We start from the raw sequence: 12,868 nt of genomic DNA, 5'->3' as shown, positions 1-12,868 counted from the left end.
GGAATACTTTGGTTTAGCCATAAAATTGCACCTTACTCAGTTGGGTGTCCAACTTTTGGGGTGCAGTCCACCCCCTGAAACGGGCCTATTGAATCGATGCCCGACTGGCCGTTGACACTGAAGTGGTTGATCGCCCATTTTGTGTGGTTGATGGCTTTTATTGTGCCGCCACCGCCGCCTCCGGCCTGTGCGGCTGGCTGTGCACAGCCGGTTAACAGCAGCAGCCCCGCCAGCAGCGGGCTGATTAATGCAGATTTCATCGGACTCTCCCTGTCGGGTGAGGGTAATGAAGGGATGGTGATGTCACCCCGGGGAAACGAAGGCGTGCTACTTCGGACATACGGCGGGCTCCTTCATCCTGACAGGCTCTTTTATCGGGTAGGACGGACTGCCGTAGGTGTAACAGCTGGTGGTCACCTTCACGTCATCGCAGGGTAAAAAGTGCACCGTAATGCCGCACACATCCTGGCCGTTATAGTCGGGCAGCGGGACGGTTTTGCTGTGCTGACGTTTTAGTGCTTTGATTTTTTTATACCAAACTCTTTTTTGTTGGTTATATTCTGCTATTTCTTCGGTCCAGACTTTATTATCCTGCCCTTTATAATTCGGATAAGCAGGTTCAGGAATTTCAGGAATGTCTCTGGCAAATGCGACTCCACTTTCCCAGTCAACGCGCACCGTCATACCCGGCGTCCAGCGGGCGGGTACGCTGAAGCAGCAGCCGCCACCGCCCCCCTGGAACGGACCTATAATGTCGATGCCCGACTGGCCATTGACACTGAAGTGGTTGATCGCCCATTTTGTGTGGTTGATGGCGTCAATGGTGCCGCCACCGCCGCCTCCGGCCTGTGCGGCTGGCTGTGCGCAGCCGGTTAACAGCAGCAGCCCCGCCAGCAGCGGGCTGATTAATGCAGATTTCATTGGACTCTCCCTGTCGGTTTGAGGGTAATGAAGAGAGGGGTGTACTCAGCCAGACCAGGCTTTTCATTCTGAAGGTCTCTCACTGGTTTTTACGTCGGCAAGCCACTTCTTCATTACCCAGTCTTCACGAGCGTCATCCAGAAGAAGACCCTGGCGTGTCGCCTCCACCATGCCCTGGTAACAGGCCGAAAACAGTGACTGTCTTGAGTCAAACATGCCCGCAGGCGGAGCACAGTGCGACAACATGACGATGACATCGCTGATACACATCAGATGCTCAAGCTGGAGATCGCTGAGTTCTATTTTTGGCGCCTTTTCATCGCGTTCCGGCGGGAGACCACTGCCCTTGATGCCTTTCGCCTGGCCGTCAAGATCCTGCCACGCCCAAAACAGGGCCGGACGCATCAATGGCTCTTGCTGCTCGTCACTGAGAATGTGCGTAAACAACAGCGGAAATACCCGGGTATCGTAAAAGCGTAAAATTCCGCTGCGCCCTTCCTGCAGAATATCCATACACTGCGTGAGCCAGTTCGCTAGCGCCGAAAAGGGCCAATATGTGCAGAACAGGAGCAGCGGCGCCTGGATGGCAAGTTGCTGGCTGATATCCTGTAACCAGCGCATTTGCTCAAGATCATCAAGCGTAAAGCGCGCCACCAGCGGAGCATCATCGACAATAAATGCTTCCGGAAGTCCATGAAAAAGCGACTGCCACTCAACTGACAGCGAATTCAGCGCCGGAATAACGGAAAAATCCACCCCCGCCTGATCGATAATGACATGCAGATAATCCGTTCCGAAAGCCCGACAGGTTCCGGCGACCTCCTCAATCCATTGTCTGGTCATCTATGCCTCCCGCGGCACGAAGCCCTGCGCCAGCGCCTGGGCTTTTTTAAGGCACTCTTTACACACCGATGCCGGTAGCTCAGGCAAGGGAAACTCCTCGCTGACCGGCCCCTGCAAATCATGCTGCCCCTTAAGGCTAATCACCCCCGGTCCGTGGATCTGTACCTCTCCCTGCGGGGTAAGACGGATATATGCGCCGCCGCAACCCAGGGTGATGCCATTTTTAGCCGTCAACTGCAGATGCCCCTGGGTTGACTGGACGGTGATATCTTTTAGCGCGGTCAGCGATAGAATATCGCCGTGCGACTCTACTTGCAGCGGACCTTTGGCGGAGACCAGCCTCATCCCCTCCTGTTGCGCCAGCAGTGAAATAGCCTGGCTGGCATTCAGAGAACAGCGCTGTGCCGTGGTGATGTTGACCTCTCCCAGGCTCTGCAGATACAGCCCGTTACCGCTGTGCAGGAGGGTTGTTTCCGGCGTGACTGCGGCAATCCCCTGCGGGGCCGACATCAGCAATGTCGGCTGTTTAAGATCGCTGGCGCCTGTGGTCAGTGCGCTTAATGGGCCGGTGTCTGGGATAACATTATGATGGGTTTGCGTAATGCTTCCCCATTCCGTGACCTGATTCACCGCACCTTTCAGCAAACTGACCGCCGGCTCCATCGCCAGCACCTGCCCCTGAGCCTGCACCTGTCCGTCCGCGCTGATAAAAATACCCTTCTGTGCCCGGATAGCTCCCCAACTGTCGGTTCTCAGCTCAAAGCCTTCGCCGCGCGGCTGCTTTTCAGCATCCACCAGATGCCCGAGATTGAGCTGGCTTTTACCGCCGTACTCCGTGCTGACCTTGATATGTTCTTTCCCGCGCTCATCGTCGAGGCGGATTTTGTTGTTGGCCGGGGTGCGCAGGACGTTACGTTTGTCATTGCGAATGGTGACGTGGTCGCCGTGCGCCGAGTCGTGCAGCACGCCCGCGATATACGGCCGGTCGGGGTTACCATCCTCAAAGCCAATCGCCACCTCCGTCCCCGCCAGCAGCGGCAGGTGCAGGCCGTAAGTGTCTCCGGCATACGGCCGCGACTGACGGACCCACAGGCTCTCGAACCCGGTTTCCCAGCGCGCCCGATCAAACAACATATTCACCCGGTAGCGTCCGTGTTTGTCGATATGCCCGTAGGTGTCGTTTTCCCGGGTGCTGGTCACGCGGGCCGGCAGCGTCCCGGCCATCACCGGACGCGCGCCGGGCTCAGGCCGGTAGCCGACGTCCGGGCTGTCCGGTATGCCGGCAAACTCCACCGCAAAGTCGGCATCGCGCCGGGCGTGGCTGTGCATCGCCGTGATGAGCACGCCATCAGCAAACTCCCCGGCCACCTCCTCTCCGCCGGTGACCTTCAGCACCTGTCCCGGGCAGAGCGTCGGGCAGCTGGTGGTGGCCTGCATCCGGGTCTGGCCGTTAAGATAACGCTCATGCCGAAGCCGGGCGTAAAATGCCCCGGGCTCCGGCGCCGGATGGCGGTCATGGGCATTCCCCGCGGTCAGGTAGTTATCTCCCCAGTGGTAAGCCTCACCAAAGGTGGGGGTCTCCCCGCGGGTGACATCCACCTGCGCGTTCATGTCCGCCGTCGCCTCGCGGTAGTTGTAGTCGCGGGTACTGACCTGCTGCTCCACGACGCGGTGGCGGCATGCCATCTCCCACACCGCGTCCACCCCGGCCGACTGCTGCCCTGACGGCGGAACCGAAGGCAACGTCAGCCCCTTCTCATAGCCCTGCTGACTGTCGCAGAACTCAGCGACGTCGATGTGCAGCCGCGTGTCGGCGGTAAAGCGAAACCAGATCCCCACCTCACCCAGCAGCCGGGTGATAAAGCGCAGGTCATCCTCGCCGTACTGCATCACCTGCTCGCGGCGCGGATACGTTTTTGTCAGCGAGAACAGAAAATCCTGACCGCGCAGGCCGTGGCGCTCGCGGAGGATTTTTTCCACAATCTGCGGAACGGACTGGTCCTGGTAAATGGCGTTCTGGTGCGAGCGGTTAAGCAGCGCCAGGCGCGGCTGAAGCGTCAGCGCGTAGTGCGTTTCATCCCTGGAGGTACTGAGCCGTTCAAACCCCGTCACCACGCCCTGGATAACCCGCACGGATTGCTGAACATTGATGCCGAAGCCCTGAGCCACCGGCGCCTGCAGCGTCAGGGAGGCTGCCTTCATCAGCATCATCTCTTTGCTGATGGCATGGTCTGCGCTGGTGAATTCAATACGGTAGCGGAACGGCTGGCTCAGGGCTTCATCGCCCTCGAAGGCCAGCACATCAAGCCCGGCTTCACATCCCTTCACCGAAAGCAGGTGGTGGTTATGGCTGAACAACAACGATTTCACGCTACTCATCGGATATTGTCCCCTCGTCAAACGCCATCACGACGCCTTCCTCTTCGTGATACCCCAGCGTCACCTGGCGCGGTTTCTGCCCCGCCGCCATATGGCTCAATAGCTGCTGACTCAGTGCCGGCAGGATCTGCTGATTGAGCAGACTGTCGACGTTACGGGCGCCGGTATCCGGCAGCAGGCAGGCCTCGGTCAGCGCGTCGAACAGGCTCTCGCTGAGGGTGGTGGTGATTCCGTAATGGCAAGCCAGACGCTGACTTACCTGCCCGAGCTTCATGCCGACAATGGCGCGCAGCGCTCCCGCCGGCAGCGGACGGTAAATCACCGTCTGGAAGCGGGCCAGCAGCGCCGGCTGGAAGTGGCCGCGCAGCACCGGGCGCAGCAGCTCGTGCAGGTCTGATTCGCTGGCCTCCGGCTGTTCATCCAGCAACTGCATCAGGAGGTCGCTTCCGAGGTTGGCGGTCATCAGGATCACGGTGTTGCGAAAGTCGATTTCACGCCCCTCGCCGTCGCGCATTACCCCCCGGTCGAAGACCTGGTAGAACAGGTTCATCACATCGCGATGGGCCTTTTCCACCTCATCGAGCAGCACCACGCTGTAGGGGCGTTTGCGCACCGCCTCGGTCAGGATCCCGCCCTGGCCGTAGCCGACGTAGCCCGGCGGAGAACCCTTCAGCTGGCTGACAGTGTGCGGCTCCTGGTACTCGGAGAGATTGATGGTGATCAGCGCTTTCTCGCCGCCGAACAGCGCATCGGCCAGGGCGAGCGCCGTTTCCGTTTTGCCGGTGCCGCTCGGCCCGACCAGCAGGAACACCCCCTGCGGACCGTTCTCCGGCGTCAGGCCGGTTTTCGCGGCGCGCAGGCGCCGGGCAATAGCGCTCAGGGCCGCCTCCTGGCCAACCACCCGTTTGCCGAGACTCTCTTCCAGGCTCAGCAGCTCCGTCTGCTCATCTTTCATTAGCGAGGAGAGCGGCACGCCGGTCCAGTCGGCAATCACCGTCGCCACGGTGCGGACGTCGACGTCCAGCCCGAGCAGCGGATTGCCCTGCTGGACGGCGATAAGCGCGGTTTGAAGATCGCTAATTTCCGCCTGGCGGGAGATATCGCGGCGACAGGCGAGCAGCGCTTCCGTCAGCTGCAGCTCCTGACCATACTGAGTTTCAAGGGTATCCAGCGCCAGAATAAGGCGGATCTCCTCCTGCTCAATGGCCGCCAGCCGATCGCCGCGGGCGCTGTTGCCCAGCGCAATATCTTCCAGCAGCGCCTGCTTCTCCATTGCCAGCGCGGTGAGCTGCGCCTTCATGCGGGTCAGCGGCTCAGGCACGGTATCCAAACTCATACGCAGGCGGGCGGAAGCGGTGTCGAGTAAATCCACTGCCTTGTCCGGCAGCTGGCGACCGGTGAGATAGCGTCGTGACAGCGTCACGGCGGCGCGCACCGCATCATCCGTGATATGCACGCCGTGGTGGTCGGCATAGCGGGACTTCAGGCCGCGCAGCATCAGGCAGGCGGTGTCGTCGTCCGGCTCATCCACCTTGACCATCTGAAAGCGGCGCTCCAGCGCGGCGTCGCGCTCGAAGTACTGCTTGTATTCAGACCAGGTGGTGGCGGCGATGGTCCGCAGTTCGCCCCGGGCCAGCGCCGGCTTCAGCAGGTTGGCGGCATCCGCGCCGCCCGCCTGATTACCCGCGCCGATGATCGTGTGCGCCTCGTCGATAAACAGCAGCACCGGCGAAGGCGACTGCTGTACCGCCTCAATGATATTTTTCAGCCGCTGCTCGAACTCGCCTTTGACCCCGGCGCCGGCCTGCAGCAGACCGAGGTCAAGGGTGCGCACCGACACTGGCTTCAGCGCGTCGGGGACGTTGCCTTCGGCAATGCGCAGCGCCAGGCCTTCCACCAGAGCGGTCTTGCCCACGCCCGGCTCACCGACGAGGATCGGGTTGTTTTTACGTCGACGGGAGAGAATATCCACCATCTGGCGGATTTCCGTGTCGCGTCCGAACACCGGGTCAATCTGGCCGTCTCTGGCTTTGGCGGTGACGTCGAGAGTGAATTTGTCCAGCGCGTTCTGCAGCGCCGGATTGAGCCCATCCGCATTCAGTTCGCTGCCCGCAGGACGCCCCACAAATTCCACGTCCCCGCCATGGGGCTGCGCCAGCGCCGCTTCCTGCTGCGCTGGCGGACGTTCGTCGGACTGGGCATCCAGCAAGGGGCGCAGGCGTTCCAGCTGACGCTGGCCCAGCGTTAACAGCGGCCACAGGCCATCGCACTGGATCAGATTCTGTTTTTCAACCAGCGCCATCAGCAGGTGAACACTGCGGATCTGCGCTTCGCCGCTGAGCGAGGCAATCAGCCAGGCCTCCTGCATCAGCCTCAGGGTATGGTCAGAGAGCTGGGGACGATGACGTACCGAGCGCGGCTGTTTATCCAGCCAGTTCAGCAGATCCTGCCACAGCGCATCCATATCCCATTCATAGCGCCGCGCCAGCACCGTCAGATCGCCTTCCCCCTGTTCCAGCAGCTTAAGCAGCCAGTGCTCGGGCAGGATCTCGGCATGCGCCCGGGTCTGGCACAGGGAGGCCGCCCCCTCCATTGCGCGGGCACAGCAGGGATTAAGACGGCGTAACAGGCTGGCTGGATTTTCCATGAGATCCTCTCTTATTGTTTCCGGACACGCTACCGCCCGTCGCTGTTCCTGAACAGGAACCCCAAGCGCACAAGGTCAGGCAGACAGATTGTGTTTTTCTTTGCTGAGAACCCGTATCTCAGGCGCTCAGCAAAAAACGGCGGGCAGAGAAACGCTGCCCGCATCAGGCGATCGCCCGCAATAATCCCCGGCCGCAGAGATAACGATGCGGCCGGGATGAGCGAACGTCGCCTGCGCGCCAGCGGCGCGAAATATGACGGGCAATTACGCGGTGGCGCGTTCGTTCCAGCTATCGGAGTGAATGATGTTGCCGTCTTTATAGGTCCAGGTGATCTTCTCGTAGCGCAGCTCAATCTGTTCCAGATGGTTGTGCTTCTCGTAGGCGGGGTTTTTGATGTCGTGCATCAGGGGATTCACTTTCACCACCTTGACGTTCTCAAGTTTGGTATTGAAATACTCCACTTCCTGGCCGGCATCGTTGATTCGGTACCACTTGAACTCAGCGGATTTCAGGGTCTGGCCGGTGGTCACTGCCTTGTACAGGTAGGGGCTGGAGGAGTCGATCTCCTTGGTGAACAGGAACGGCGTATGAATACGCGTGCCGGTCAGTTTGCCGGTGTTGTTATCGGTCGGGATGTACAGGTTATGCTCCTGAGCCACCACTTCGATACTGCCTTCACGATCCTGAACGTCGACAGACCCTTTAATGTCCGCGCCGCCGTCGTCTTTCAGCCAAAGATAAACAGGAATTGCCATGGAATTACTCTCCATTGTGTAGTGAAGCGCCATCATCCTGGGATGACGCAGAGGGTTGGTCCGGTAACCGGCAGGCGTCTACCTGCGGCACCAGACTGATTTCGACACGACGGTTCAGCGCACGGCCTTCCGGCGTATCGTTTGTTGCAATTGGTCGGCTTTCGCCATAGCCCTGAACGGCAAAGCAGCTGTCCGGCACGTCGCCGGTATCGCGCATCCAATCGCGGACCGATTCCGCACGTTTCAGCGACAATAGCTGGTTGGCTTTTTCCTCACCCACGCTGTCGGTGTGACCCGCCACCACGATCAGCCACCCGGGCCTGGCCTTAATGTCCATCAGCGAGCTGACCAGCCGCTTTGTCGAACCAGGCTTCAGTACCCATTTCCCGGTATCGAATAGCGACATGCTGTCAAGGCGGATGACGTTCGGCGCGACGCGCTGCACCGGCCCGGGCGGAGGCGGAGGCGGCACGTAACCGCGAATCGCCTCCAGCAACGGCAGGCGAATCTGCTCCCCGTGATACAAGCCCAGACTCAGGCGCAGCGGGACGCCGTTACGCGCCCAGCTATCGAGCAGCGCGGCATCTTCACGCAGCACCCTGACAGCGCTGGCTTTTGGTCGATAATCATCCATCGCAATCCGCTCATAACGGGCAATATCGACGCCCACGCGCTGCAGCAGTTGTCGATTGTTCCAGCCACTGCTGAGCAGCGCGGCGACAGCCGCGAGGGTGAAAATCGCGAGCGCCGCGCGCCAGGCCCTGCCTCGTGGCGTGAGTCCCCGTCCCGCCGGTAACTGCGGCAGGATGAATTCCGGCAAAGCTGAAGCGTCCCCGGTGTCGCTCTCATCTGGCTGTCAGCCAGCTACCCGCGACAGGCCGCTATGTCGGGATAACCACGTCGTCCAGGCCGACGATGCCAGACTTCCGGGCAGCGAGGGCCCGAGGCCCCACAGCACGGCCGCAGGGGGCAGAGGCGGCAGGTCGGTATTCTCTTCCGTCAACACGGCATGGACGTGCTGTTCAGACCAGCCCATCAGGCTGTTCATCAGCACCTGCTGCTCCAGCGCGGCCGCCCCGCCGGCGCGTACCCAGGCCGGTACGGAACAGGGGGCGCAGGAGGGCTGCCAGACTTTCACCGCTTCACCCGGTATCGCCGCCTGCCACAACAGGTCGCGACTCATCGCGCTGCCCACCTGCCCCTGCAGCGCCAGCGGTACGGCATACCCCGTCTGCTGACGCAGCTGGCTGAGTTGCCAGCGCAGGGCCAGCAGAGCGCTGGTCAGCGCATCGCTTTGCGCATGCCGCTGCGGGCAGACGCAGAGCAGCACCGACAGCTGAGGCCCCCATTCCGGCCGCTGGCTCAATACCTGGCGCGCGACCTGCTGCAGCTCCTCCGTCTTTTCCACGCGGATCCAGCAGCCCTGTTTGACGACTCGCACCGGTGACGCTGGCGGCCAGACACACGGCAGGTCGCCGCAAACGAGGACCACCGGCTGGCGATAAGCGCCCTCCGGGAGAGGGTCCAGGGTTGATGCGACGTTACGTCCGGTACGACGACTGGCGATGCGCCAGATCCCGATGATCAGGGCCAGCGTGACCAGCAGAATGAGCCACGCCCCCCAGCGGGGAACCGGCAAAAATAGCAGGCACACCAGCGCACTCAGCAGACTGGCCCACAGCGCCAGCCCACGCTGCTGCGCGGGGCTCATTTCACCTCCCCCGGTAACAAGGTCAGCAGCAGGTGATCGAGCCAGTGGTTGAGTCCCCACCACAGGGCGAGTACCACCACCACGCTCAGGCCAATACGTACCGGCCATGGGGCCAGCCAGCCGCTTATCCCCAGACCGGCGCGACTCTCTACCAGTACGGGAGCGGTAGCCGGGCACTGAAAAGGAGGAACACGCTCACCGAGCGCGTTGACCAGCTTCAGGCGCTCGGGGTCGTGGAGGGAGCGAAAGCTGCCAATAAAACCCAGCAGCATCACCCGCTGAAAACAGGTGACCACGGCCAGGTTGGGCGCCGGTTCACGCAACACATCACGCATCCGCTCGCACAGGGTGTCGCCGGCGTCCATGGTGCCGAGGAAGTGCCCCTGCAGCGGAATGTCATACCACTGCAGGCAGGCCTCATCCTCCACGCCGCGCCCTTTCACGGCTTCATCGAGCAGCGCGCACTGGGCGGTGAGAATATGCTGACAGCTGGCGTCATCAAGCCCGCTCGCCTTCAGCTCATGTTGCACGCGCTCGACATCAGCAATACAGCGCTGCCATAGCGTGTAACCTTCCTCATCGCGGAATTGCGGGCCGTGGCGCAGGCTGATAACCTGCAGCCAGGTGTTCTGCAGCAGCGCATCAATATCAATGGACGCGGCGTTGCCGCGTTTAGGCTCATTCACGTTCGTAGTACCGCAAAAAGTTCAAGTTCAGGCTCACCGAGCATCCCCGGGACGTAAAACATACAGGTGCCGCTCTGCAGCATTTCCGTTGCCAGAGGGTGGGACACATCGAGGCAGAAATACTGATTTTCCAGACGCAGCGGGATCGCCGCCGGCACATGACGCAATGGCGTGAGGGGCACCCCTGTCCGCGAGGAGTTGACGATGGCTTTGACATGATCCGGACTGCCCACTTTGCACTGGCGCGGAAACTGCTCCTGCAGTTGGGCGACCGGTACCGACGAACGAACCGACAGGTAGTAATCAGCCCCTTCCCGCAGCCGGGCATCGTGCAGACGCGCCTGCCAGAAGTGCAGCCGGACATCATGCTCCAGCGCAATCGCCACCACCCGCGATGGCAGGCTCGCCTCCAGCAGGTCGCTCAGTAAATCAAACAGCGGCGGAAAAACCGCGTTCAGCTGGTCATGCTGATAGATCGGGACGGCATTCGCCTGATGGGTGAGCGAAAAGGTCAGCAGGCTACCAGCCAGGCGCGCCAGCTCCGGGTAGAGGCGTTCCGGCGGGCTTTGCCGGTAACGCAGAAAGTACCCCAGCACCGGCTCGGCGCTGTTCAGCGCATTCAGCAACCAGAACAGAGAGACATCGGCTACGGCAAAATCAGCCATCCGTTCATTGCTTTCGCGACGCATGGCCATCAGGCGCGTCAGACGAGCCCGGAGCTGGATGAGCAGCTGTTCAAGCTGCGTCGCCAGCCAGCGGCTGCCCTGGATCTGCAGCAGCGGCGGGAGAAACGTCTCGTCGATAAGCCAGGCCCCCTGCGAGTCCCGCTGCAGGCGAACGAGCGGACAGGTCAGGTAATCGCTGTTGTCCTGGTGGGCGAAGCGGAGGATCAGCTCCGGCTGTATGACGGCAATCTGCCGGGTATCATCCCCAAACTGGTTACGGACATCGCGCCAGCGCTGGCGGAAGCGCGCCGGCCTTTCGGCCACCTCCTCCGGCTTCAGACAGTTGCCGCCATTCGCCTGCATCAGGGGCAGCGCCAGCACGATCACCGCCTCGCCGGACGCGCCGTCCAGCGACAGCGCGGACGGCAGCGCATCGGCATTGTCCGTATCAATCATCGTGCCATCCTGGAACCGGACCTGCAGCCTGTGAGCCTGCAGGCGGCCCAGTTTGAGCATCTCTGGTTCGAAGGTCGCCTCAACCACTCCCCAGGGGTGGTTAAGACCCATCCGGGCAATCACTTCCGCAGTCCAGGCTGCATACGCAGCCTGCTGTTGAAAATGCTGAGGCGACACCATAATGCCCCGGCCCCACAACGGACGTTCCGTTTTCATCATCGTCCGAACCTACGCCTTCGCCTTTGGCATCTGGCTAACCAGCGACAGATTGACGTCCATCCCCTCGACCTGGAAGTGCGGCACCGCGTACAGCTTCACGCGGAAGAAGCCCGGGTTATCCTCGATATCTTCCACCACCACGCTGGCATCGCGCAGCGGATGGGAGGCCTGCAGCTCGTCGCCGGGGTCGGTCATTTCGGTCACCAGGCTCCGCACCCAGGTGTTCAGCTCCAGCTCCAGCAGACGCCGGTCCTTGGTGGTGCCGATATTCTCGCGCTGGATCATCTTCAGGTAGTGCGCGATGCGCGACAGCAGGAAGATGTAAGGCAGACGCGCGTTGATACGGCTGTTGGCGGTGGCGTCGGCGGTATCGTACAGCGCCGGTTTCTGCGCGGAGTTGGCCGAGAAGAAGCAGGCGTAATCGCGATTTTTGTAGTACGACAGCGGGATAAAGCCCAGGCTGGCGAACTCAAACTCCCGCGTCTCCGGGATCATCACCTCGGAAGGGATCTTCACCTGGTTGCCGGTGCCCAGATCGTACAGGTGGATGGGCAGATCTTTCACCGCGCCGCCGGCCTGCGGACCGCGAATTTGCACGCACCAGCCGTTGTTAACAAAGCTCTTCACCATATTGGATGCGAAGGAGAACGCCGCGCTGGTCCAGAGATATTTTTCGTGATCCGGGCCCTTCACCTGCTCGACATAGTTGAAGCTGCGCACCGGCACGGTGTCCGGGCCGTACGGCAGACGACCCAGCACGCGCGGCATCACCAGGCCGATGTAGCGGGCATCGTCGGTTTCACGAAATGATTTCCAGCGAATATATTCCGCGCGATCGAAGTAGTTGCCGATATCCTTAATAGCAGCCACCTCTTCCATGGTCTCTTTCAGGAAGAAGGCCGGGCCGACGGCGCCGATAAACGGCATATGGGCGGCCGCAGAAACCCGGGAGATATTGCGCAGCAGCGCCACATCCTGCGGGCTGGCGTCGAACTCATAGGCCGAGATCACCGAGCCGATTGGCTCGCCGCCGGGAGTGTCATACTCCGCGGTATAGGTGTGCCAGTACAGGCCGCTCTGGATAAGCTCCGGCGCGTCCTCAAAGTCCTGGCGCAGATCGTCTTTGGCGACGTCGAGGATCTCCGTTTTGACGTTCTGCCGATAGTCGGTGTTGTCCACCAGCTGTTTGAGGCCGCGCCACAGGGATTCGACCTGCTGAAACTCCTGATGGTGCATCACCGCGTCCAGCTGACGGCTTATCTGGAAATCCAGCTCGGCGATATGGTGGTCGATCAGCGTTTTGTCGAGCTTTTCCACCCGCTGGCCGGACTGACGGATGCGTTCCATAAACACCTGCATCGCCGCGGTGAGACGTTCCGCCGCCGGCGCCTCGGAGAGCGCGGCATCGTCCAGAAAGTCGTTGATATCCCCGAGGCGAGACGCCGGGGTGAGATTAATTTTTTCAAACAGCGAGGCGTAAACGCCCTCGCCCGCCCTGTTTTCCTGCAGCGTGGTTTGCCCCTGAACAGGGGCGTTTTCTGTGGTAACAGACATTAGCATTTTCCCGGTTAATCCATTAACAGAC

9 protein-coding genes and 1 pseudogene are annotated in these 12,868 nt (G+C 61.1%); all 10 read right to left on the bottom strand.

Annotated elements, in window-relative coordinates:
- Positions 1-32 precede the first annotated feature (32 nt).
- The gene (locus tag DR88_RS15750; RefSeq protein WP_410254544.1) at positions 33-260 is read right to left on the bottom strand and encodes a DUF3304 domain-containing protein; all 228 of its coding nucleotides are present in this window, start codon (positions 258-260) and stop codon (positions 33-35) included.
- A gap of 67 nt (positions 261-327) precedes the next feature.
- The gene (tli1a, locus tag DR88_RS15755; RefSeq protein ID WP_025862342.1) at positions 328-921 is read right to left on the bottom strand and encodes a Tli1a family immunity protein; all 594 of its coding nucleotides are present in this window, start codon (positions 919-921) and stop codon (positions 328-330) included.
- Positions 922-984: 63 nt separating this feature from the next.
- Entirely contained in the window at positions 985-1,764 is a 780-nt protein-coding gene (gene tla1 / locus DR88_RS15760; RefSeq protein WP_004176427.1) for a toxin Tle1 chaperone Tla1, read from the bottom strand.
- Positions 1,765-4,134 carry a type VI secretion system Vgr family protein gene (locus tag DR88_RS15765; protein ID WP_073980559.1) on the bottom strand — a complete coding sequence of 790 codons (2,370 nt, stop codon included), beginning with the start codon at positions 4,132-4,134 and terminating at the stop codon, positions 1,765-1,767. It lies immediately after the preceding gene.
- Between the two features lies 1 nt (position 4,135).
- Positions 4,136-6,790 (bottom strand): type VI secretion system ATPase TssH, encoded by a 2,655-nt coding sequence (gene tssH / locus DR88_RS15770; RefSeq protein WP_004148167.1) that lies wholly within the window; start codon positions 6,788-6,790, stop codon positions 4,136-4,138.
- Between the two features lie 264 nt (positions 6,791-7,054).
- Positions 7,055-7,546: a type VI secretion system effector Hcp gene (gene hcp / locus DR88_RS15775; RefSeq protein WP_002902160.1), complete on the bottom strand. Its 492-nt coding sequence runs from the start codon at positions 7,544-7,546 to the stop codon at positions 7,055-7,057.
- Positions 7,547-7,550: 4 nt separating this feature from the next.
- A pseudogene (locus DR88_RS0125615) lies at positions 7,551-9,257 on the bottom strand (OmpA family protein).
- Positions 9,254-9,943, bottom strand: coding sequence for a type VI secretion system protein TssL, short form (gene tssL, locus DR88_RS15780; protein WP_004176431.1), 690 nt, complete (start codon positions 9,941-9,943; stop codon positions 9,254-9,256). Before tssL ends, DR88_RS0125615 begins: the two are co-directional and overlap by 4 nt.
- Positions 9,940-11,283, bottom strand: a complete 1,344-nt coding sequence (tssK, locus tag DR88_RS15785; RefSeq protein ID WP_004148164.1) for a type VI secretion system baseplate subunit TssK — start codon at positions 11,281-11,283, stop codon at positions 9,940-9,942. Before tssK ends, tssL begins: the two co-directional genes overlap by 4 nt.
- A gap of 9 nt (positions 11,284-11,292) precedes the next feature.
- Complete coding sequence (gene tssC / locus DR88_RS15790; RefSeq protein WP_032443859.1) at positions 11,293-12,837, bottom strand: type VI secretion system contractile sheath large subunit; 1,545 nt, start codon at positions 12,835-12,837, stop codon at positions 11,293-11,295.
- Positions 12,838-12,868: the final 31 nt, after the last annotated feature.

It is taken from the genome of Klebsiella pneumoniae, from assembly GCF_000742135.1.
Lineage (GTDB): Bacteria > Pseudomonadota > Gammaproteobacteria > Enterobacterales > Enterobacteriaceae > Klebsiella > Klebsiella pneumoniae.
This window is presented reverse-complemented; position numbering and strand designations above follow the sequence as displayed.

What these genes read in the sequence shown, in the direction of transcription:
- tssH (WP_004148167.1), bottom strand. Translation starts at nt 6,790, where the DNA reads ATGGAAAATCCAGCCAGCCTGTTACGCCGTCTTAATCCCTGCTGTGCC.
- hcp (WP_002902160.1), bottom strand. Translation starts at nt 7,546, where the DNA reads ATGGCAATTCCTGTTTATCTTTGGCTGAAAGACGACGGCGGCGCGGAC.
- tssK (WP_004148164.1), bottom strand. Translation starts at nt 11,283, where the DNA reads ATGATGAAAACGGAACGTCCGTTGTGGGGCCGGGGCATTATGGTGTCG.
- tssC (WP_032443859.1), bottom strand. Translation starts at nt 12,837, where the DNA reads ATGTCTGTTACCACAGAAAACGCCCCTGTTCAGGGGCAAACCACGCTG.
- tla1 (WP_004176427.1), bottom strand. Translation starts at nt 1,764, where the DNA reads ATGACCAGACAATGGATTGAGGAGGTCGCCGGAACCTGTCGGGCTTTC.
- tli1a (WP_025862342.1), bottom strand. Translation starts at nt 921, where the DNA reads ATGAAATCTGCATTAATCAGCCCGCTGCTGGCGGGGCTGCTGCTGTTA.
- DR88_RS15750 (WP_410254544.1), bottom strand. Translation starts at nt 260, where the DNA reads ATGAAATCTGCATTAATCAGCCCGCTGCTGGCGGGGCTGCTGCTGTTA.